Below are 24,430 nucleotides of genomic sequence, written 5' to 3' on the forward strand. Positions count from 1 at the left end.
CAATTATCTTGATTGTTGATATAACAAAAAATGTCGGTACAGTGTACCGACATTTTTTGTGTATTAAATTAATTTAAGTGTTGTGATCAAGTATTACATTAACTCAAGTATTGTATTAACCATAAGATCGTTCTGCTTTGGTTTCATAAAACAGAAACGAACATATTTATTATTAAGTCCTGTTATATCATCACATTTTCTGATCAGTACTCCGCGCTGTTTGCAGTGATCATAAACATCGGAAGCAGTGATATCATCTTTGAGGATCTTCATTAACATGAAATTCGCGTCCGGTCTTATAAGCTTTATAGTCTTACAGGTAGACATTGCCAGATAAACGAGAGACCTTTCGGTATGCATCATACTTTTTGATTCCTCTATATAAGACATATCTCTAAACATTACCGAACCTGCTATAGCAGTAAGAGAAGAGATTCCGGATTCGCTTCTGGAATTCTTGACTTTTTTTATGAAACTAGGATTATTCATAACAGCATATGCAACTCTGAGTCCCGGAACCGCAAAGAATTTGGTTACACTTCTTAAAACTGCAAGATTGCTGTATTTCTCGGTTAATGGAATAGATGTATAGTCTTCATCATTATCTATAAATTCGATATACATTTCATCTACCACAAGGAAGATTTTATTTGCTTCACATGCCTTTGCAATCTCTTCAATACTGCTTCTCTCAAGTTTTTTGGAAGTAGGATTATTAGGATTGCCGATTATCAGCATGTCATAAGATGAATCGAGTTTACTAAGGAAATCAACTATGTCCAGCTCATAATCATTATTTTCATCGAGATGATAATAATCCATTTTACAATTAATAACATGGAGTGCATTTTCATATCCCATACTTCCCGGAACGATGACCAGTGCTTTCTTAGGCATGACCAGTGCTGTAAGAAGTCTTATGAGATCCACAGAACCGCTTCCGAGGATGATATTCTCAGCAGGTGCTGAAATGTATTCGGATATGGCATTTTTGAGATTTCCATAATAAGTTTCAGGATAATTATATACAGAAGAAATGTTATTTGCAAGAGCTGTCCTTACGGTTTCAGGAATTCCCAGGGGATTGACATTTGTATCAAAGTGAATTGTGTCGTATTGATTGATCCTTAATGTTGCCTTTGCCATTTTACTCTCTCCTATAAACTGTTATAAAGAGTCAGAAGACTGCATAAACAAAAGAGTTTATTACATTGCAAACGAGAAACTCTTTTGTTATAATATATGAGGCTGTAATTTGGATAACCAGCTTTACTCATACAAGTAGTATTTTACAACAAATAAATGAGTAATATCAAGAGTAATAATCAAAAAAGATACCCCATATATACATGGGGCATAATTATATCATCGGAGATGCATAATGAAGGCAATCGTTGAACAGTATGCCAAGGGCGAATTCAAGGTTGACAGACCTGAAGTAGCCATTTCGGAAAAGCGATTTAAACTGAATATTGAGGCAGGCACAATCTATGAAGGCAGTTTCGAAGTTCATAGTCTTAATGATGTACCGATAAAGGGAATGTTATATGACAGCAGATATCTTATGCGTTTTGATACGCATTCATTTGTCAGCAGGAAATTCACTGTAAAATTCTCGTTTGATGCAACTTGCCTTGAGGCGGGACAGACATTCAGAGGTCATATAAATGTTATCACTGACGGCGGTGAATTCCGTATTCCTTATGATATAAATATAGTAATGCCGTTTGTTAAGCATTATAATGACAAAATTGACGATCTTTTCAAGTTTGCGGCTTTAGCGGAGAAGAGCTGGTCTGAAGCGGCAAAACTTTTCACAACAGGTGATTTTAGAAGAACATTTATAGATAATGATAATCATATGAGACAGATGTATGAGAGTCTTCTTGCGAGCCGTCTTGTAGACCAGGCTATGGAAGAATTTCTTGTTATGGTTCATAAGAAGAGAACTGTAACACTCTCTATGCCGAAGGCAGAGATCGATGTTGAGATGCCGGAAGAAATGTCTCAGATAACAGTTGATATCAATAAGAATACTTGGGGATATACACATTCGGAGATAAGCAGTGATGTGGAATTTATCATTCCTTCGAAGAAAGTTATAACAGGCGATGATTTCACAGGAAATACCTGCAGTCTTCCTGTATATATCTCTCCTGAACACGTGGCTGAAGGCGAGAACAGAGGTCATCTCATTATTGAGAATATCTATCAGAGATTTGAAGTTGAGATACACCTTACAAAGCCTCTCAGAGAGCGTCCGGATCAGGAAAACAGAAATAGAAGACGCTTATATAAAGACAGCAATATCAAACTTACCAAGGCATATCTTGATTTCAGAATGGAGAGGATATCTCTTGAAGAATATGTATCGAAGTCAATCGATGCATTGAAGACTCTCGGAGAACTTGAACCTGAAGAGGATATGTACAGACTCGGTATCATGCATATGAATGTCCTTGCAGGTGATTTTGCAAAGGTTGAGCAGGAATTCCTCAGAATCGAAGCCGATGTTGACAGGAATCTCATGAGCAACCAGCAGAGATGTTATTACAATTATCTCAAATCAATGGTACTGAAGGATGAAGAGACTGTTGAGAAAACAGCGAATATGATACGCCGTAATTTCAGAACACAGGAGCCGAAGATATTTTATTTCTGGCTTTTACTCTTTGTTGATAATGAATATAACGAGGACAGTTCAACGCTCTACAGAGAACTCAGTTCTATGTATGAAGAGGGCGAGAACAGTCCGATAATATATTTTGAACTTTGCGAGATTTTCAATACAAATCCTATGCTTCTCAGAAAGCTTACTCCTTTTGAGATAACAGCTATCAAATGGGGCATCAGACATCACTATCTTTCGGATGATGTGCAAAGTGAATTTGTTAAGCTGGCCGGTAAAAACCAGGAATTTAACCAGCAGATTTTTGATGTTCTGAAAGAAGTTTATGACAAAAATGAGAATCAGCTTAAGAAAGAACGCATCCGCAGGATGGACAGCAGCAATGAATATCTTAAGTATTCGATGGAGGAAAGCGGCGACGCAAGTATAGATCCTGAGAATCTCATTTTGGCAAACGGAATCAAGGACAAAAATGCTCTTCCGCCGGATGAATATATGGAGGAAACTTCTGAAGAGAAGGATGTTCCGGAGAAGAAGGCCGAGACGGAGAAGACGGTTTATGATGATCCGGAAGCTCTTGAAGAGCATGCATTAAATACTGAAAACTATATGCGCAGAGAGCAGGAAAATGAAGAGGTATTAAAGAGCCTTTGTTCTATGCTTATTTCTGCAAATAAACTTGATCATAAATATCATAGATTTTATAAGGCTGCAGTTCTTAAGTCCCTTAAATTCATAGGGCTTAATGAGTGTTACATCAGAAGTATGAATCATTCGAAGTATGATCTGATTCCTGCTTCGGTTCTTATGTATCTTAATTACAAGAATACACTCAACGAGGAAGAACTGACCTATCTCTATGCAAATGTTATCTTCAACAAGGCTGAGCATATGAAGATCTATCATGATTATGCTCCTACCATGGAAGATTTCATGGAGAATATGATCATCAAGGGTAAGGTAAATGACGATCTTACCGTGATTTATGATGAATTTCTTGAGCCGGAAAGCGTAAGTTCACTTTTTGCCGGCAAACTTGTAAATATAATATTTAAGCGTAAACTTGTATGTTTCAACAAAAATGTTCGTGCAGTAATAGTTACTCATGAGGAACTTCAGAATGAGGAGAGAGTACCTCTTGTAAATGGAGAAGCATATGTTGAGATTCTTTCGGAAAATGCATCCATTATTTTTGAAGATAAGTCCGGTAACAGATATGCGGGTTCTATCCCTTATCATCTTGAAAGAATAGTAGATGAGAAGGCATATATGCATATTTGCAGAGAATACAGTCCTAGAGATTACAGGGTCCTTCTCTTCAACTACAAGAGCATCGGAGAATTCACATACAGGAATGCGAAAGAGGTAAATGCAGCAAGAGAGATAATCAACTGCGACGAGATATCTTATCATTATAAGCAGCAGGCATGTATCAATATTATCGAATATTATCATGAGAATCTTGATACGGATGTCCTCAGAAAATATCTTTCGAGACTTGATATTGAATATCTTACTCATGCCAATACCAGTACTATCATTTCATATCTCATCGATATGAATATGTATGACAAAGCATTTCAGGCTGTTAAATTATATGGTTTCAACGAGCTTGAAATTGATGAATTATACAGACTTGCGGACTATGGTGTAAAAGACTCTGACGGATTCATAAATGAAGACCTGATGTCTATATGCCTCAACCTTTACAAAACAGGAACGGTAAATGCCAACATACTTACATATATCATCAATCATTTCAACGGAAGTCTTGATGAGCTTGCGGCACTGTTTAAACTTGCAAAGGATAAGGTAAATGACGTGGCGCTTCTGGCCGAAAATACTTTGGCGCAGATGATGTTCGTAAGAGGTTATCTTGAATATATTTATGATATATTTGCAACTTATTATTCCGGAAGAAGCAGAGGCCTTGTTGTAAAGGCATTCCTCAGGATGGTTGCTCATAATTATCTGATAAATGATGTGCAGGTTCCGAATTATATATTTGAATGCCTGTATCATGAAATAGTTAAAGACAATATTGATGATGAAATATCTAAGATGGCACTGCTCTTATTCTTTAGCAGGCTTGAAAGATATTCGGAAGACCAGAAGCTTTGGATAGCTGAAAGCGTTGAAAAGTTCATGGATGCAGGAAAATGCCTGCCATTCTATAAGAGCTTTTCGAAGTTTGTCAGACTTCCTCAGGATATCTTCCTTAAGACATATCTTATTTATAAGGGTGAATCTGATAAGCAGATATTTGTGGAATACAGCTTCGATACGGGAAGCAGAACAAAGACTGTTTCAAAGGTTCAGCGTATGGAAGAAGTTGTACAGGGAATATATGTTATGGAATTTGTTGTATTCCATGGCGAAAGACTGGTCTATAGGATTGAAGGCGACGAAGGCGGAAATACGAAGATAATAGAAAGTGAAAGCCTTAAGGGTAAAGCTTATGACAGAAGAGGTCGCGACAGATTCGAGATGATCAACAATATGCTTGTTAAACAGGAAATGAGAGAAGACAGAGAACTTCTCGAAGATCTTGATGTATATATCAATACACTTCATTTATTTGAAGAAAATCTCAGCATACTTTAAAATGCCGGGAGATTACAGGACAAAAACGAGTTAGATCATGCTCACCGAAACTGAGGTATGAGTATTGATTATATTTTCTGAAACTGCAGGACAAAAACAAATTTGATCACGTATCAAAAACAGGAGACTTGAAAGATGGCAGAAGCATTTTACATAGGCATGGACCTGTGTACGGACTTCACGCAGATGAGCTATTATAATGATATCACTCGTGAGCCGGAGTCAATTAGCCAACTGAATAATAAAGAGACATATATGATGCCGAATATCCTTTTCTATAGCAGGGATACAGAGCATTGGTATGTTGGCGGAGAAGCATCTGAAGCAAGATTCAGCGAGGACGGTATAATCGTTGACAGTCTTTTCGAGAATCTTCAGAATACAGAACCTGTAGAAATTGCCGGGAAGAAGTATACTTACAGGGAACTGTTCCTTATGATGATAAAGCTTCATGTGGATTCATTTTTGTATAGATATGAGCAGGCGGTTGTTAGAAAGCTTGTCATTTCCATACAGGAATACAATAAAGAGATTCATCAGATCCTTTCGGATTTATATAAGATAATGGATGTTCCTGAAGAGGCGATTGAGATAACGAGTCATATGGACAGCGGACTTTACTATATTTTCAATCAGGAACAGGATCTGTGGGTTAACAGTGTGGCTCTTTTTGATTATAATGCTGACGGGCTTGATTATTATAGGATCGATATTTCAAGGAATAAAAAACCTGAGATAATAACAGTGATCCATGAAGATTATTCAAGTCAGATGAGTCTTGCAAAGTATGGAACAGATACACATTCGATGGATAATGATTTCTCGAGGATCGCAGATTATGAGGTGAAGGAAGCGTATATTTCTTCTGTGTTCCTTACAGGAATAGGTTTTTCGGGAAAATGGATGAAGAAGACCACCAATGTTCTCTGTCAGGGCAGAAGGGTATTCGTGGGACAGAATATTTATACCAAAGGCGCCTGCTACAGAGCGGTCGGAGGAGAATATAAAGAGTTTTATGACAGGTTTTTCATAGAGACCAAGGAGAATGTTCTTTTTGATGTAGGCATATCTCTCGGTGATGAGAAGGATACTTTCGTTCCGGTTGCCGAGGGTGGCAAACAGTGGTATAACACACATGGTAAGGTCGAAGTGATACTTGATGATACAGATAAAGTAGGTATTGTTTACAGAGGCAGACATACAGGTACGGAAGCCAGGGAGACGGTGATGATCCATGGGATTCCGAAGCGTCCGAACAAGACTACGAAGTTGTCGCTTTCGGTTGAATTTGAGAATCCGACCGACGGAGCGATTATTATAAAGGATTTAGGATTTGGGAAGCTATTCCCTACTACGAACAAGATATATCGTAAGGAATTCAGTATAAAAAATCTGTAAGGATGTAAAGATGTCAAAATTAATTGTTTGTACAACTGAAAAGGCAAAGGTTCCTTTTACATTTCTGAATACTAAGGTTGAGATATATACTTATGAAGAGCTTTGTTTTTATATCTATAACAATACAGTTCTTATAAGTAAATCTTCTCTTTCTGAGAAGCTTTTCGACTGGATCAGAAATGAGATAAAGATGCCTGTTCTGGCTGATAGGCTGACGGGGATGGTCAACAAAACCGCATATGCCCAGGAACTGCTCGTGGAGATACTTTCTGCAGGAAATTATTATACCAACGAGGAAGTGCGCATCTATGCAGAAGCATGGCAAAAGTACAGAAAGCTTTCGCCTGTGCAGAGGATGAAACTGAAGGCGGACGGATATCTTGGTTACAGAAGATATATTAAAGCGGCAAATATTTATGATGACATTATCGGAATGGCAGATGAGATAGAGAATAAGACATTTCTTGGAAATGTTTATCATAACAGAGCAGTTGCGGCTGCGAGCAATTTTGATACGGTTCTTGCCAAGGAATATTTCCTTAAGGCCTTTGAACTGAATAATAATGAGGAATCCCGCAAGGGGTATTTCTTTGTCGTCGCCGTCACGGGCGATACAGAGACATTAAGACAGGAAATAAGACAGCAGGATATCGAAGATGCCGAAGGATATTTTGAGGATATCATGATGGAAATCGGCGATGCAAAGGATGATGTCAGAGAAATGACTATATTTGCAATGCTTCAGCGAGCTGTTTACAATAAAATGAATAAAGACATGGGTGATTACGACAAACGTATGGACATAATTCTTTCGGAACTTAAAGATAACTTCCGTGAAGAAAGCATTTAATTTATTTGATAATTATATTTAAGTAGGAGATATAAAAATGAGTGAACTTGAAAAGACTTACAATCCTTCGGAAATAGAGAAGAGATTGTACGAAAAATGGGTTAAAAACGGTTATTTTCATGCTGAGGTAGATAGATCAAAGAAACCTTTTACTATCGTTATGCCACCTCCAAATATTACAGGACAGCTCCACATGGGACATGCCCTTGATAATACTATGCAGGATATTCTCATCAGAATGAAGAGAATGCAGGGATATAACGCTCTTTGGCAGCCGGGTACAGACCATGCGGCTATTGCTACAGAGGTAAAGATAACAGAAGCACTTAAGGCTCAGGGTATCGACAAGGCAGATCTCGGAAGAGAGAAGTTCCTTGAAAGAGCTTGGGAGTGGAAGAAGGAATACGGCGGACGTATCATCAACCAGCTTAAGTCACTCGGTTCTTCAGCTGACTGGGACAGAGAACGTTTCACAATGGATGAAGGAAACAATAAAGCCGTTAATACTGTATTTAAAAAGCTTTATGATAAAGGATGGATTTATAAGGGTTCAAGAATCGTTAACTGGTGCCCTGTATGTCAGACATCTATCTCTGATGCGGAAGTAATTCATGAAGAGCAGCAGGGTAATTTCTGGCACATCAAGTATCCTGTTGTAGGTGAGGAAGGAAGATTTGTTGAGATAGCAACAACCCGTCCTGAAACAATGCTCGGAGACACAGCTGTTGCTGTAAATCCTGACGATGAAAGATACAAAGATATCGTTGGAAAGATGCTTATCCTTCCACTTGTAAATAAGGAAATTCCTGTCATTGCCGACAGTTATGTAGATAAGGAATTCGGAACAGGATGCGTTAAGATCACACCTGCTCACGACCCTAACGATTTCGAGGTTGGTAAGAGACATAACCTTCCGGAGATCAATATCATGAACGATGATGCTACTATTGCAAATATCGGTTCTAAATATGACGGAATGGATCGTTATGAGGCAAGACGTGCAATAGTAGAAGATCTTGATAAGCTTGGTCTTCTTGTAAAGATTGAACCTCATACACATCAGGTTGGAACACATGACAGATGTAAGACTACCGTTGAACCTCTTATTAAGCCACAGTGGTTTGTAAAGATGGAAGAAATGGCTCGTCCTGCTAAGGAAGCTGTTGTATCAGGAAAGCTTCGTCTTGTTCCTGAAAGAATGAATAAAGTTTATTATAACTGGCTTGATAATATCCGTGACTGGTGCATAAGCAGACAGTTATGGTGGGGTCATAGAATTCCTGCATATTACTGCCAGGATTGTGGAGAAACAGTTGTTGATTTTGAAGAACCACATGTATGCCCTAAGTGCGGCGGTACTCATTTCAAGCAGGATGAGGATACTCTTGATACATGGTTCTCATCTGCTCTTTGGCCATTTTCAACTGTTGGATGGCCTGATACAGATTCAGAAGACTTTAAGTACTTTTTCCCAACAGATGTACTTGTAACAGGTTATGATATCATCTTCTTCTGGGTTATCCGTATGGTATTCTCTTCAATTGAGCAGACAGGTGAACTTCCATTCCATACAGTTCTTTTCCATGGTCTTGTAAGAGATGATCAGGGAAGAAAGATGAGTAAATCTCTTGGAAATGGTATCGATCCTCTTGAAGTAATCGAGAAGTACGGTGCAGATGCGCTCCGTTTCACTCTTATTACAGGAAATGCTCCGGGAAATGATATGCGTTTCTATTGGGAGAGAGTTGAAGCAAGCCGTAATTTCGCAAATAAGATCTGGAATGCTTCAAGATTCATTATGATGAATGATGCTAAGAAAGTTGACGGCAATTCAAATGATGCTGCTAAGATAGGTGGTGCTATGCCAACAAATCTTACAGCGGTTGACAGATGGATCATCAGCAAGATGAATACTCTTGTTAAAGATGTTACAGACAATATGGAGAAGTACGAGCTCGGTATAGCAGCAGATAAGATCTATAACTTCCTTTGGGAAGAGTTCTGCGACTGGTATATTGAGATGGTTAAGCCTCGTCTTTGGGATGAGAATGACAGTACAAGAACTGCTGCGCTTTATGTACTTAAGACAGTTCTTGTAAACTGCATGAAACTTCTTCATCCATATATGCCATTCGTTACAGAGGAAATCTTCTGCAGTATAACAGGCGAAGAATCAATCATGATCCAGCCATGGCCTGTTCCTAGTGACTCATTAAACTTCGCTGTTGAAGAGAAGGAAATTGATGTTATCAAGGAAGCTGTAAGAGGCGTAAGAAATATCCGTACAGAGATGAATGTACCACCAAGCAGAAAGGCAAATGTATTCGTTGTTTCAGATAAGCCGGCTGTAAGAAGCATTTTTGAAGAAAGCAGCAATATATTTGAGAAACTCGCATTTTCTGATAAGGTGACAGTACAGGCAGATAAGGAAGGAATAGCTGATGATGCGGTATCTGTAGTTATCCATGATGCTGTTATCTATATTCCTCTTGCTGAACTTGTTGATATTGAGAAGGAACTTGAAAGACTCAACAAGGAAAAGGCACGTCTCGAAGGTGAGATTAAGCGTGGCGAAGGAATGCTTGCAAATGAGAAATTTATAGCAAAAGCACCGGTAGCTAAGGTTGAAGAAGAAAAGGCAAAACTTGTTAAGTATAAAGAAACATATGAACAGGTTGTTGAGAGAATCAATGCGTTAAGATAAAGACTTAGAACAGCTATACTCATTCAAAAAACAGTATAGCTGTTCTTGGTAAATAAGGCGGAATAAGTTATGAGCAACGAGAGAAAACTCAAAGGTAAAATAAAATATCTGATCATTGTACCTATCATCCTGGCGCTTGTCCTTATGGTGGTTGTATGTGCCACTATGGGCACCGACCGTAAGGAAACACTCATCGCATCGGGAGTAATACTTGCTTACATCCTGATCGTTTCCGTAATTTATTGGAAAATGAGACCTGTATTCAGTGCAACATTTGTTGATTATGCACTTGATCAGGGCAGGATACAGAAGGAACTTCTTAAGGATCTGGCTGTTCCTTATGCGATACTTGATACAAGCGGAAGAATTCTTTGGTGCAACAAGATGTTCAAAGAAGACATCTGCCACAATGAGAAACGTGCCAAGAAGAGGATGGATTATTATTTCCCTGAACTTACTTCAGAGGTCTTTGATAAAGTCGATGATTCAAGCATGGAGCTTTATTATGATGATAAAACATATAATGCTTTGATCAAGAAGATTGATATGACAAAGGTTTTAACAGATAATCCTGAAGAGAAGAAAAATGATGAAAAGGTAATATCATTTTATCTTTTGGATGTTACAGATCTTAGATTCTACATGCAGGAAAATGCAGATCAGAAACTTATAGCAGGTCTTCTTTATATTGATAACTATGATGAAGTCATGGATAGTACAGAAGAGGTTAAGCATTCGATCCTTAATGCCCTTGTAGACAGAAAGATCAATATGTACCTTGCTAATATTGATGCCATAACAAAACGTCTTGAAAATGATAAATATTTCTTCGTATTCAGACAGAAATATCTACAGACATTAAAAGACGATAAATTCTCACTTATAGATGAGATCAAGAATATAAATGTTGGAAATGAAATCCCTGTAACACTCAGTATGGGTATCGGAGCAGGAACGGATTCATTTTCCGACTGTTATGAATATTCAAAAGTTGCCATAGGTCTTGCTCTTGGTCGAGGTGGTGATCAGGTTGCATTTAAGTATGGCGACAAGGTTACTTACTACGGCGGTAAGAGTGCCGGAACAGAAAAGACAACAAGAGTTAAGGCAAGAGTTAAGGCTCAGGCATTTGAGGAACTTCTTGCAAATAAAGATAAGGTTATCATCATGGCTCATCAAAGACCGGATGCGGATGCATTTGGTTCAGCTGTTGGTATTTACAGACTTGTAACTACTTTAGGCAAGAAGGGCTATATAGTTTTAAATGAAGTTACTTCTGCCATAAAACCTGTAGTCAGCAGTTTCAGGGCAGCGGATTCATATGATAATCTTCTGCTTACAAGTCAGCAGGCTATCAATATGGTAGATGATGATACCATGCTTGTTATATGTGATGTAAACAGACCAAGCATTACAGAATGTGAAGAACTCATTTCACTCTGTAAAACAGTAGTAGTTTTCGATCATCATAGACAGTCAAATGAAGCAATTACCAATGCAACTCTTTCATATATCGAGCCATTTGCTTCATCAGCATGCGAGATGATCACAGAGATGTTCCAGTATATTAGCGTTAAGCCAAGGATCAAAGCCGTTGAGGCCGATGCGATGTATGCGGGAATTCTCATAGATACAGATAATTTCTTGAATAAAACCGGCGTAAGAACATTTGAAGCTGCATCATATCTTAGAAAATGTGGTGCAGATATAGTAAGAGTAAGAAAGATGTTCCGAAGCGGTATAAATGAATTAAAAGAACGTGCACAGGGTATCAGCAATGCGGAAATATTTATGGATGTATTTGCACTTTCATATGTTGAAGCAGACGAGAGTCTCGGCGAGGCTCCGACAGTTCCTGTTGCCAAGGTTGCAAATGAACTTTTGAATGTTGACGGTATAAAGGCATCATTCGTAGTTACCGAGTCTAAGGGAACGCTCTATGTTTCTGCAAGATCTATCGGTGATGTAAATGTTCAGATCGTTATGGAAAGGTTTAACGGAGGCGGTCATGCAAATATTGCCGGCGTACAGCTGAAGGATGTGCATAAAGAAGAATTTTTTGATGAATTAAAGACAGTACTTAAGGAAATGTATACAGAAGGAGACATATAGATGAAGGTTATATTAATTCAGGATGTTAAGAGCCTCGGTAAGGCAGGACAGATAGTAGACGTAAATGATGGTTATGCAAGAAATTTCGTGCTTCCTAAGAAGCTTGGTCTTGAAGCAACATCTAAGAATCTTAACGATCTTAAGCTTAAGAAGCAGCATGATGACAAGGTTGCGGCTGAGAATCTTGCAGACGCAAAGGAACTTGCTAAGAAGATAGAAGCTATTGCCGTAAATACAAAAGTTAAAGTCGGCGAAGGCGGAAGAAGTTTCGGTTCGGTTTCATCAAAGGAAATCTCAGAAGAACTCGAAAAGCAGCACAGCATCAAGATTGATAAGAAGAAGATAGTTGTAAAGGATGCTATAAAAAATATTGGTACATATACTGTATCAGTAAAACTTCATCCGGAAGTAACAGCAAGCCTTAAGGTTGTTGTTGAAGGAATGTAGGATTAACTCTAAAAAAGGATTAGATTAAGATGTTTGATGATCAGGATATGTTTCCTCAAGAAACAGAAGACATAAATGAATATATAGATGTAAATGCCGTTTTTAATGCGGCAGAGCCTGTTCCTTCAGATAATTTTACCGGGACAAATATAGCGGATGACAGCAGTCTTAAAAGCATTTCTTTTGAAGCAAATTTAGCATCAAATAATACTTCGCGTGATGCAGGAAATGCGGCCGTGGAGAGACAGAAGAAGGTTCCCGGGGCAGTAAGAAGAATAATGCCTCATGACAATAATGCCGAAAAAGCTGTAGTAGGTTCCATGATAATGGATAAAGAAACTGTTGCAGACCTTGCGGATATGCTTCTTCCCGATGATTTCTACAATGCTGCATACGGAGTTATATTTGAAGCGATATGTGAACTATATTCATCAAAAAGAATGATCGATATCGTTACATTGATGGATCAGCTCACCAAGAAGAATATTCCTGAAGAGATCAATAATGTTTCATTTATAGGTGATCTTGTAAATTCCGTTCCGACAACTATCAATGCTAAAGGGTATGGAGAGATAGTCAGAGATAAGGCTGTATTAAGAAGACTTATAAAGATAACTGATGAGATAGCAAAGGATTGTTATGCCGCACAGGATACGGTAGATAATATTCTTGAACGTGCAGAGCAGGATGTATTCAAGCTTTCTCAGTCAAGAAACGGTTACAGTGATTTTGCGGGAATGAATGATATCATTCTTGAAGTTATAGAAAGTGTTGATAAAGCCTCAAAGAATAAGGGTCGTATAAACGGCCTTTCTACAGGATTTATCGACCTTGACGAAAAACTTACAGGTCTTCACGGTGGTGAATTGATACTTGTTGCTGCCAGACCTTCTATGGGTAAGACAGCTTTCGTGTTAAATATAGCGCATAATGTGGCAGTTAAGCAGAATATCCCGGTATTGTTCTTCTCGCTCGAAATGGGTAAGAAAGAACTTGGAGACAGAGTACTTGCGCAGGATGCTTTCATCGATGCCCAGGCTCTTAAGACAGGTAATCTTATGGATGAGGACTGGAGCAAAATGGCAGAAAGCGCCGGTATAGTTGGTGATTCACCGATATTTGTTGATGATAATTCTTCTATTACTATAGCTGAAATGCGTTCGAAATGTCGTAAGTTTAAACAGAAAAATGATATAGGACTTATAATTGTCGACTACTTACAGTTGATGAGTCCCAGCAGGGCTGTTGAATCAAGACAGCAGTTTATTTCAGAAGTATCAAGATCTCTTAAAGGTCTTGCAAGAGAATTAAATGTTCCTGTTATAGCTCTTTCACAGCTTAACCGTGCGGTTGACTCGAGACCGGATCATAAGCCGGTTCTTGCGGATCTTCGAGAATCCGGAGCTATCGAGCAGGATGCCGACGTTGTAATGTTCATATATAGAGATGAATACTACAATAAGGAGACCGAGAAACCGGGTATTGCGGAGATAATCGTCGCAAAACAAAGAAATGGTTCCACGGGATCTATAGATCTTGTTTGGCAGGGTAAATATACAAGATTTGCCAACTGTGCAAGATAAATATTCCGGTAAAAAAACCTCAACAGTAACGTTGAGGTTTTTTTCGATATTTCATATTTTCTATATTTAATTTATCGATATTCCCTGGATTTTCAGGAGCTTCTGGCGAAGGGCTTCGTCACTCATGGAATATACGTCATCGATTACCCAGATGTGCATATCTTTGGCTCGCTGTTTGAAGAAGCTGACTCCGCTGGATGAGTTGTCGCAAGGCGTAGCCATGACGAGAACCTTGAGAGCGTATTTGCCACCGAAACGACTTGTGACTGTCTGCAGCTCGTGAAGAGCAACACTGCCGACTTTTCCACTCTTACATGAAATGAATGTAGGTATGGTATCTCTCATTAAGATGACATCTATTTCATTTATTGTATCTATATTGGTTGAATTATCATACTGCTGTTGCTGCTCTTCAAAAGGTTTCTTATCGTTGTCGCCGTTCCAGTCAATCATGGCGCCGATAACCGCATCCGTGAATTTGGAATTATTGCTTGTGGCGACATCATAAACATGAAGCTCAAGAATATTACCGGTTTTTGTAACAACATGACGTATCATTTCATTTTTAAAATAAAATGATACCGTTCTTTTCGCTATATAAAGGTCTTTTACAACGCCAATATTTTTAAGTTTAAAAAGCAGTTCTGTAGCTTCACCGAGACCGGAACGAGGAAGAGTATAAAGACCTGTTTCGTCAGGAGGGAAATTTTTAACTACTTCTTCGATATTTGCGGTGCATTTATTCCACTTGGATTTAATCGATTTGGCGATTTCCCAAATGGCTCTGATGTCATTTCTGAAGTCATCGGTAAATTTCCATGTAGAATAACTTCCGGTAAGATTGGTAAGTGAACCGCCGTGAAGTACCATATTGTCGGCTACCGACATCTGTATATGGCTTGCGCTTCGTGTAGGTGTAGATCCACTGAAATCAATCTCCGTTCCTGTGTATGGATCGATACGCAGAGTTTCGACAGGGATTTTGGAGCTAACGAAGCCAAAGGCGATAAGTATAAGCTCCCCACCACCGGTAAGTTCGAATTTGGCATCTTTATATTTTTCAACAAGCTCCATTAAAGTGTCGATTATCTGGTCAAGATTATCTCTTGAAACTTCAACAAATTTTAGTTCTGTATTCGGAGAAGTGCGTGCGACGAAGGCACGAAGACTGTTGATCTTTTTTGTGATCATATTGGATTTATGGCCAACATAAACAACCCTGTCGGGCTTGTATTTTAAAATGACCATAACATTTTCAAGTGCTTCTTCTGAGAAGAATTCAACGAATGTCCCTGACATAGTATCACCCCTTCGTGAATTATTGGTCCCTCTTAATGATAGTATAACTCATTCTTAAAAACTTTTCATTATATTTAACTATCATTTTTTTATCTCTTATAGTAAAATATATACGCTGTTCACGGGATTATTCAGTAGTTCCGGGATAGTAATAATCAAAAATGGAGATCATATGAGTTCAGTTATAATAACCGGTGCCTCATCAGGCATTGGCAGAAGTGTAGCTCTTCAACTTGCAAAGAGCGGTAAATATGAATATATTTCCATTAATTCAGGCCATGATGAAAAGGCCTTGGCGGATGTCGCTCATCTTATCGAAGAGATTTCGGATAAGATAAAAGTTATTACGGTTTTTGGCGATATCAGTCAGAATATTACAGCAAAGGCGCTTATTAAAAAGACGGTTTCTGTGGCCGGTGGAGTCGATGCGCTTATTAATTCGGCGGCCATATCTTATGTCGGACTTCTGATGGATATGAATCCTGATGAGTGGAGACAGACTGTGGCAGTCAATCTTGATTCTGTTTATAATACTTGCCATGAAGTATTACCTTATATGGTGAAAGAAAAAAGAGGCAGGATCATCAATATTTCCTCTGTTTGGGGACTTGTCGGAGCTTCGTGCGAAGTGGCTTATTCGGCGACTAAAGGTGCGGTTAATGCATTTACAAAGGCGCTGGCTAAGGAAATGGCTTTGTCCGGCATAGCGGTAAATGCTATAGCTTTCGGTGCGGTTGATACCAGAATGAACGGTCACCTCAGTGATGAGGAGAAAAATGAACTGGCAGAGAGCATCGCTATCGGTAGGATGGCAACTCCGGAGGAGGCGGCGGATACAGTTATAAAAATGCTGGAAATGCCGGATTATCTTACAGGTGAAGTGTTAAAATGTGACGGTGGATGGATATAGATAATAAATATGAATGGAGAGATTGAGTAATGGAAGACGATAAGAAACAGAAAAATGGCAGTGCAGCAGGACTTTTCTTTACATTTTTTTTCAGAGGAATAGTTATAATACTTGCACTTGTGATAGTTGGACTCAGTGCATATCTTGTTAAGGAAATTATAAGAGGAAATGACCTTAAGAAAAAGAAGGGAACAAAGGCTGCTGTTGAAAAATCAATCCTTACAGAGGAAAAAGGTGATGATAATCTTATTTCCAATAAGCAGAAGGATGAAGATACGACAACTGATGAAAATGGTGACAATACGGAAGAAGGTAAGAAGGAAAAGGTTTCTTCTGCCAATATGAAGATAGTTGTGCTTAATGCTACAGAAGTTGAAGGACTTGCGGGTAGATGGACAGCCAAACTTGAGGATGCAGGTTTTACTGATGTTTCTGCCGCAAATTCATATAATAAGTACGATACGACAAAGATACTTGTGGCTGAAGAAGGGCTTGGAGAGGATATTCAGGAGTATTTCCCTAATGCATCAATTTCAGTAGGGACTATGACCAGTGAAGAGACAGATGCAGACCTTACTGATGTTAAGATTATCATAATAATTGGAGCTTCGGATTCGGGGCAATAATGACCAAATAAAGCTTGGAAAATGGGCAAAATGTAAAAAAAAAGATTGGCAGTAGCCGATAAATCTTAAGAAGTGGTAAAGAATTCACAAAAAACAGGTCGAATACCGCTTTTTCAAAAGATTTTTTTGGTAATAATTCATATAAACCACCGGGGGTTATGCAATCTAAACAAAAGATTTTTTTTGTTTTTATGCAAAACTAATATGGCTTAAAATATAGAAAAGTTGTATTATTTTCCATAGTTAGTAAGCAAGAAACATAGCTATAATAGTAGGAGGATTAAAAAATGGCTAGTTTATCATTAAAGAATATTTACAAGATTTATCCAAACGGATTCAACGCTGTTAAGGATTTCAATCTTGATATTCAGGACAAGGAGTTTATAATCTTCGTAGGACCATCAGGATGTGGTAAGTCTACTACACTTCGTATGATCGCAGGTCTTGAAGACATTAGTAGTGGTGAGCTTTGGATCGGCGACAAGCTTGTTAACGATGTTGAGCCAAAGGATAGAGATATTGCGATGGTTTTCCAGAACTACGCTCTGTATCCTCATATGTCAGTTTACGATAACATGGCATTTGGTCTTAAACTCAGAAAGGTACCAAAGGAAAAGATTGATAAGTCAGTTCATGAAGCTGCTAAGATTCTTGAAATCGAGCACCTTCTTGACAGAAAGCCAAAGGCTTTATCAGGTGGTCAGAGACAGAGAGTTGCCATGGGACGAGCTATCGTTCGTGAGCCAAAGGTATTCCTTATGGACGAGCCTCTCTCAAACCTTGACGCAAAGCTTCGTGTACAGATGCGTGTAGAGATCTCTAAACTTCATCAGAGACTTCAGACAACAATCATTTACGTTACACATGACCAGACAGAAGCTATGACACTTGGTACAAGAATCGTAGTTATGAAGGATGGTATCATCCAGCAGGTAGATACACCTCAGAACCTTTACGATCATCCACAGAACCTCTTCGTTGCAGGTTTCATGGGTATGCCACCTATGAACTTCATCGATTGTAAGGTAGTTAAGTCAGGACAGGACGTACTTCTTATGTTCGGTTCACACTCTATCAAGGTTCCAGATGTAAAAGCTCAGAAGCTTATCGCTGGCGATTTCATTGATAAGGATGTTGTTCTTGGTATTCGTCCAGAAGACATACATGATGAACAGCTCTTCATAGAGTCATCACCTGAGTCAGTTATCGACGCTAGAATCAATATCTATGAAATGCTCGGTGCTGAAGTATATCTGTACTTCACAATCGATCAGTTCGATATCACAGCAAGAGTTAATGCTCGTACAACAGCTAGACCTGGTGATACAGTTCAGTTCGCATTTGATCTTTCTAAGATCCATATCTTCGATAAGGAATCAGAAACAATCATTGCTAACTAATAATCATTAATAAATAATGAAATTTTAAGGGAAAATGTACAAAAAATGCATTTTCCCTTTTTTTTGTGTTGAATTTCTGTTAAAATAAATTGGGTGAGTTTTTGGAAAGGTAACATTTTGCAAAAAACTTTTTATTTTGATGTAATGGATAGGATGGAGTTCAGAAAAAAGAGAGGTGTAATATGATTTCAAATCAGATTCTTCAGGATACTCTTGAGGGGATTAGGAACATTACTAAGACAGATCTTGTTATTATGGATACAGAAGGAAGGATGCTTGCAAAGACCATCGAAGGTAGCTTCGAGGGATATGAAGATGCAGTTGTAGCATTTGCCGAATCACCGGCAGAAAGCCAGTCACTTCTTGGATATCATTTCTTCAAAGTAAACGATGATAAACAATTGGAATATATAATAATGGCTAAAGGTGATGATGACAGTACTTATATGGTCGGAAGAATGGCTGTATTTCAGATTCAGAGCCTTCTTGTAGCATACAAAGAAAGATTCGATAAGGATAATTTCATCAAGAATCTTCTTCTTGATAACCTTCTTCTTGTTGACATCTACAATAAAGCTAAGAAACTTCATATTGATACAGATGTCAGAAGAATAGTTTTCATTATTGAGACTAAAACGGACAAGGATAATAATGCCCTTGAAACAGTTAGAAATCTTTTCGCCAGCAAGGCAAAGGACTTCATTACGGCTGTAGATGAAAAGAATATCATTCTTGTAAAGGAAGTAAAAGCAACTGAGTCACTTGAAGATATGACAAAGATTGCAAAAGTGATAGTTGATATGCTCAGCTCAGAGGCAATGATCAAAGTACATGTTGCATACGGTACTATTGTCAATGAAATCAAGGAAGTATCACGTTCATACAAGGAAGCAAAGATGGCTCTTGATGTAGGGAAGATTTTCTACAGCGATAAGAATATCATTGCTTATGACAGCCTTGGAATCGGACGACTTATTTATCAGCTTCCAATTCCTCTTTGCAGAATGTTCATTAAAGAGATTTTCGATGCAAAATCTCCGGACGAATTTGATGATGAGACTTTAACTACTATCAATAAATTCTTCGAGAACAGTCTTAATGTTTCTGAGACATCAAGACAGTTATATATTCACAGGAATACTCTTGTATATAGACTTGATAAGATTCAGAAGTCTACAAATCTTGATCTTAGAGTATTTGAAGATGCGATTACATTTAAGATTGCGCTCATGGTAGTCAAATACATGAAATATATGGAGAGCCTCGATTTCTAAGATAGACATATGTTTATTGGGATTAATTATGGAAAAATGTGTAGGGAAAATTGTGTCTTTATTGGGGCAGATAAAGTCTGCAAACTGATGTGGTTGCAGAACGAAAGATATAATAATTTTGGAAGGAACTGAAACATCATGATTACAATGGAAAATGTAACTATGAAATATTCGGCCGATATGGTTGCGCTTAAAGACGTTAACATCAAGATTGAAAAGGGCGAATTTGTTTTTGTAGTTGGTTCGAGTGGTTCTGGTAAGACCACATTCATTAAGCTGCTTACAAAAGAGCTTAATCCTACTAAGGGGAGAATACAGGTTGCCGGTTATAACTATAATAAGATTAAGAACAGACAGATACCAAAAGTCAGAAGAAAAATTGGAGTTGTATTCCAGAATTTCCGTCTTCTGAATGATAGAACAGTATATGAAAACGTTGCGTTTGCGCAGCGTGTTATAGAAACCCCTTCAAGATATATCAGAAAGCAGGTTCCTGCTATGCTTACTATTGTAGGACTTGCAAATAGATATAAAGCATATCCGAGACAGCTTTCGGGTGGTGAGCAGCAGAGAGTTGCTATCGCCAGAGCACTTGTTAATAAGCCTGATATCATTCTTGCGGATGAGCCTACAGGAAACCTTGATCCAAAGAATTCCTGGGACATTATGAATCTTCTTGAAGATATCAATGCAAAAGGAACAACGGTTGTAGTTGTTACTCATAACAAGGAAATCGTTAATGCTATGAAAAAGAGAGTTATAACTCTTAAAAAAGGCGTTGTTGTCAGCGACGTAGAGAAGGGTGGATATATAGATGAGGATTAGTTCGTTATGGTATAGTTTTAGACAGGGTGTCAAAAATATCAGAAGAAACCTTCTCTTCTCTTTGGCATCGATTGGTACTATTGTTTCATGTTTATTCTTATTCGGACTTTTTTATGCTGTAGTAGTTAACTTTAAATCAGCTATGAAGAGTTTGGAGAATTCTATTTCGATATCAGTTTTCTTCGATGAAGATGCAAATATTGAATTGCTTCAGTCTCAGATAAGAACAAGATCTGAAGTTGATACATTTGATTATATTTCAGCTGAGGAAGCATGGATTAAGTATTCAAATGATACTTACGATAATCCTGAAGAAGCGAGAGCAGCTTTTGGAGATGATAATCCTCTTGCCAAATCTGCTTCATTCTCAATCACATTGAAGGATGTAAGTAAACAGGCTGAATTTGTTCGTTTCCTTGAAGGACTTAACGGTGTAAGGAAAGTTAAGAGTTCGCAGGGTACAGCGGATACTATTTCATCTATTAACTTATTCGTTGGATATGCCTCAATCGGTATTATCCTGATTCTTTTACTTGTATCGATATTCCTTATAAGTAACACTATTACAATCGGTATTACTGTTCGTAAGGAAGAGATAAAAATTATGAAACTTATCGGAGCAACTAACTTCTTCGTAAGAGCTCCGTTTATAGTTGAAGGTGTTATCATCGGACTTGTTGGTTCGGTAATTCCACTTGTACTTATATACTATGCATATGATACAGTCTTAAAATATGTAGTTGGACGACTTACTCTTATAAAGAAACTTTTCGAGTTTGTATCATTACATGATTTATTTAAAGTTCTGGTACCTGCAACACTTCTTATTGGTGTTGGTATAGGTTTACTGGGAAGTATATTTACTACTAAGAAGCACCTCAAAATATAAGGAGGGATTTAAAGTGAAGAGGAAAATGTATAGAATGATAACCTCTGTCACGATGGCTTTTGTTATAATTGTTTCAGGTTCAAACATCAGTAACGCCGCTGCCGGTAATACCGTTAGTGGCGATACTGTTTATAGGGAAGCAACTCCGACAGATGCCACAAAAAAAGACAAGACTACAGAGGAAAAAAGTACTGAAAAAACAGAAGAAAAAACAGAGGGAAAAACAAATGAAAAAACAGAACAGACTTCTGAGGCTAATACTACAGAAGCTGTAAAGGATAATGATAAGGAGAAAAATACCCAGAAAGATCAGAAGAAAGAAGAAACTACAGAAAATAAAAGTGATGATCTTACAAAGGGAAACCTTACGGCTAAAGGTGTATTCATATCGGCACCAAAGAGAATAGTTACGAAGCGTACAGTTGATATGGATGAAATCAGACGTCTCAGAGGCAATAAATCTGCATACAGCAAAGAACTTCAGGAGGCAAAAGCACTTCTTGCAGATCTTAAAAGTAACCAGAAGAGTTTTGAAGATCAGGTCAGAGAGATGGATGAACTTCTGATAAAGCTTGAAAATAACTATCGAGAACTTAATACAGCTAAAAAAGCTCTTGAGGAAAGCATAGCTGAAACTGAGAAGGAGCTTGAAATAAGCGAACAGAAAGAAAAAGAACGTACTGAGGTAATGAAGCAACATATTCAGAGTGCTTACGAAGGAAATTCTGCTTCATATGTAGACGCATTTCTTCTTTCTGCTGATTTCATGGATATTCTAAACAGAACAGAATACATGGATCAGATCAGAGAATACGACCAGGCTCTGCTTAATGTATATATTGATGAAAGAACCAAATTTGCAAATAAGAAAACTCTTCAGTCTGCAGTCCTTGAATCTCTTGGAAGTATAGAAGAGGAATATAAGGAAGAGAAGGAAGCAATAGAGCTTATTGTTGAGGCAAAGAAGACTCAGTGTAAGAACTATGAGGAAACTATCGATCCTGTAGAAGGCGAAGTTTCAATGCTTGAAGCAATGGAAAGAAAATTTGACGCACAGATTGCGACAATGAATCTTTCTTCACATGATGGTGGTTATGTTCAAATAGATAAAAAATATTTTATTCCATTCCTTGATGAAGCAAATGGTTTGGAATGGCCGATGCCATCAAGTACTTATCTTACATCTTACTTTGGATATAGAGATGCGCCTACAGCAGGAGCAAGTTCATATCACAGAGGTATAGATATTGCTTGTGATTCGGGTAGTGATGTTATATCTGCATGGGGAGGAGTTGTAGTATATACAGGATATTACGGTTCCGGCGGAATAACAGTTATTGTGGACCATGGTAATGGTTTAAGTACTGTTTATCATCATTTATCAGCATATTGTGTAAAAGAAGGCGAGAAGGTTGAGAAAAGCCAGGTTATTGCTTATTCAGGTAATACGGGTGTTTCTACCGGACCACATTTACACTATGGTGTAATGATAAATGGCGAATACGTAGATCCACTTAGTTTTTATAATTAATTTTTTGGATGTTAAGGAGTTAGAAAATGAAACGCAGATATCACAAAGTTGCTGCAACAGCATTAGTAGCACTTTCATGTTCAATGATGCTTTCAGGATGTGGCAATAAGGAAGCAGTCAGTGATCATAAGTCATCAAATTATAAACCGGCAAATGATGTAGATGGAATATTTAATCCTAAAGCAAAATCAACAATTGATAAAACTCAGGAGATAGAGAATCTTATTAATTTCCATTATTATTTTGAGAAGGATGCAGAGAAGCAGGAAGAATCCTATTTTGACGGAATCATGGCAGGTCTCGATGATCCATATTCGGTTTATTATACAAAAGAAGAGTATGAAAAACTTATTGAAGATGATAAGGGAACATATGTTGGTATAGGATCAACTGTTTCAAAGAAAGTTGATACAAATGAAATCTATATTGTTAAACCGCTTAAGGGTGGTCCTGCAGAGAAGGCAGGAATGCTTCCGGGAGATGTAATTCTCAAGGTTGATGATACAGATATCACAGCTGATATGGAACTTGAAGAAGTTACAAAGATGATCAGAGGTGAAGAGAATACAGAAGTTACAGTTACTGTAAAGCGTGATGGCGTTGAAGGTGAAGTTGTATTAAAGATCACAAGAGCTTTGGTTGAGAATACAACAGTTTCATATGAAATGCTCGATGGAAATATCGGTTATGTACAGGTTGATCAGTTTATTGATAATACACCTGACTTATTCAAAAAGGCATTAGATGATCTTGGATCACAGGGTGCAAAATCATATATCATTGATCTTAGAAATAATCCCGGAGGACTTTTAACTGCGGTTATCTCAATGTGTGATTATATTATTGATGATAAGGCAACAGCACCTGGCGGAGAGAGCGCCGGAGATCTTCTTTATACAAAAGATAAGAACGATAAGATGATCCAGAAGCTCGGATGTACAGATAATCATTCGATTGAGGCTCCTATTGTAGTTATCGTAAATGAAAACAGTGCAAGTGCTTCAGAAGTATTTACAAGCTGCATGAGAGATTACGGTAAAGCTACTGTTGTTGGTAAGACAACATTTGGTAAAGGTATTGTTCAGTCTGTATTTCCTCTTAAAGATGGATCAGCTGTTAAACTTACTATAGCTAAGTATTATACTCCATCAGGAACAGAGATTCACAAGGTTGGTATTAAGCCGGACGTTGAGGTTGAACTTTCAGATGAACTTAAGAAGAAGATAACAATACCTCACAAAGATGATACACAGCTTCAGGAAGCAGTTAAGCAGCTTGGCGGAAAACCGCTTACTGATGAATAATTCATTTGAAGAAAGAATGATTTTGTGATTGAAATTATTTGCTTG

General features: G+C 38.0%; 17 protein-coding genes. 15 read left to right on the forward strand and 2 right to left on the reverse strand.

Going from position 1 to position 24,430, the window contains the following annotated elements:
* Positions 1–93: 93 nt before the first annotated feature.
* Positions 94–1,146, reverse strand: coding sequence for a pyridoxal phosphate-dependent aminotransferase (locus B5D25_RS03255; RefSeq protein WP_078786364.1), 1,053 nt, complete (start codon positions 1,144–1,146; stop codon positions 94–96).
* Between the two features lie 235 nt (positions 1,147–1,381).
* Here B5D25_RS03255 and B5D25_RS03260 point away from each other — a divergent pair, with 235 nt between their 5' ends.
* The 7 genes from B5D25_RS03260 (at position 1,382) to dnaB (ending at position 14,327) form a co-directional block, all read left to right on the forward strand.
* Positions 1,382–5,233 (forward strand): DUF5717 family protein, encoded by a 3,852-nt coding sequence (locus tag B5D25_RS03260; protein WP_078786366.1) that lies wholly within the window; start codon positions 1,382–1,384, stop codon positions 5,231–5,233.
* 135 nt (positions 5,234–5,368) lie between these two features.
* Positions 5,369–6,631, forward strand: a complete 1,263-nt coding sequence (locus tag B5D25_RS03265) for a DUF5716 family protein (RefSeq protein WP_078786368.1) — start codon at positions 5,369–5,371, stop codon at positions 6,629–6,631.
* Between the two features lie 10 nt (positions 6,632–6,641).
* Positions 6,642–7,481: a hypothetical protein gene (locus tag B5D25_RS03270; RefSeq protein WP_078786370.1), complete on the forward strand. Its 840-nt coding sequence runs from the start codon at positions 6,642–6,644 to the stop codon at positions 7,479–7,481.
* 37 nt (positions 7,482–7,518) lie between these two features.
* Entirely contained in the window at positions 7,519–10,185 is a 2,667-nt protein-coding gene (locus B5D25_RS03275) for a valine--tRNA ligase (RefSeq protein WP_078786372.1), read from the forward strand.
* 69 nt (positions 10,186–10,254) lie between these two features.
* Complete coding sequence (locus B5D25_RS03280) at positions 10,255–12,297, forward strand: DHH family phosphoesterase (protein WP_078786374.1); 2,043 nt, start codon at positions 10,255–10,257, stop codon at positions 12,295–12,297.
* Positions 12,298–12,744: a 50S ribosomal protein L9 gene (rplI, locus tag B5D25_RS03285; RefSeq protein ID WP_078786376.1), complete on the forward strand. Its 447-nt coding sequence runs from the start codon at positions 12,298–12,300 to the stop codon at positions 12,742–12,744.
* A 29-nt stretch (positions 12,745–12,773) separates the two neighbouring features.
* A complete protein-coding gene (gene dnaB / locus B5D25_RS03290; RefSeq protein ID WP_423230080.1) occupies positions 12,774–14,327 on the forward strand; it encodes a replicative DNA helicase in 1,554 nt (517 codons plus the stop codon).
* 66 nt (positions 14,328–14,393) lie between these two features.
* On the opposite strand, the gene B5D25_RS03295 is transcribed toward dnaB, so the two are convergent.
* Positions 14,394–15,626 (reverse strand): PDDEXK family nuclease, encoded by a 1,233-nt coding sequence (locus B5D25_RS03295; protein WP_078786378.1) that lies wholly within the window; start codon positions 15,624–15,626, stop codon positions 14,394–14,396.
* Between the two features lie 172 nt (positions 15,627–15,798).
* Between B5D25_RS03295 and B5D25_RS03300 the strand changes: the two genes are divergently transcribed.
* The 8 genes from B5D25_RS03300 to B5D25_RS03335 all read left to right on the forward strand — a co-directional run bounded on the left by B5D25_RS03300 (position 15,799) and on the right by B5D25_RS03335 (position 24,385).
* Positions 15,799–16,536 carry an SDR family NAD(P)-dependent oxidoreductase gene (locus B5D25_RS03300; protein ID WP_078786380.1) on the forward strand — a complete coding sequence of 246 codons (738 nt, stop codon included), beginning with the start codon at positions 15,799–15,801 and terminating at the stop codon, positions 16,534–16,536.
* A 29-nt stretch (positions 16,537–16,565) separates the two neighbouring features.
* On the forward strand, positions 16,566–17,162 hold the full coding sequence (locus tag B5D25_RS03305; protein ID WP_078786382.1) for a LytR C-terminal domain-containing protein: 597 nt from the start codon (positions 16,566–16,568) through the stop codon (positions 17,160–17,162).
* A gap of 287 nt (positions 17,163–17,449) precedes the next feature.
* Positions 17,450–18,562, forward strand: coding sequence for an ABC transporter ATP-binding protein (locus B5D25_RS03310; RefSeq protein WP_078786383.1), 1,113 nt, complete (start codon positions 17,450–17,452; stop codon positions 18,560–18,562).
* Between the two features lie 182 nt (positions 18,563–18,744).
* On the forward strand, positions 18,745–19,836 hold the full coding sequence (locus B5D25_RS03315) for a PucR family transcriptional regulator (protein WP_078786385.1): 1,092 nt from the start codon (positions 18,745–18,747) through the stop codon (positions 19,834–19,836).
* A 138-nt stretch (positions 19,837–19,974) separates the two neighbouring features.
* The gene (ftsE, locus tag B5D25_RS03320) at positions 19,975–20,661 is read left to right on the forward strand and encodes a cell division ATP-binding protein FtsE (RefSeq protein ID WP_078786387.1); all 687 of its coding nucleotides are present in this window, start codon (positions 19,975–19,977) and stop codon (positions 20,659–20,661) included.
* Positions 20,651–21,550 carry a permease-like cell division protein FtsX gene (gene ftsX, locus B5D25_RS03325; protein WP_078786388.1) on the forward strand — a complete coding sequence of 300 codons (900 nt, stop codon included), beginning with the start codon at positions 20,651–20,653 and terminating at the stop codon, positions 21,548–21,550. Before ftsE ends, ftsX begins: the two co-directional genes overlap by 11 nt.
* A 13-nt stretch (positions 21,551–21,563) precedes the next feature.
* A complete protein-coding gene (locus tag B5D25_RS03330) occupies positions 21,564–23,081 on the forward strand; it encodes a murein hydrolase activator EnvC family protein (RefSeq protein ID WP_078786390.1) in 1,518 nt (505 codons plus the stop codon).
* Positions 23,082–23,107: 26 nt separating this feature from the next.
* Positions 23,108–24,385 (forward strand): S41 family peptidase, encoded by a 1,278-nt coding sequence (locus tag B5D25_RS03335; RefSeq protein ID WP_078786392.1) that lies wholly within the window; start codon positions 23,108–23,110, stop codon positions 24,383–24,385.
* Positions 24,386–24,430: the final 45 nt, after the last annotated feature.

The organism is Eubacterium ruminantium, assembly GCF_900167085.1.
GTDB classification, from domain to species: domain Bacteria; phylum Bacillota; class Clostridia; order Lachnospirales; family Lachnospiraceae; genus Eubacterium_Q; species Eubacterium_Q ruminantium.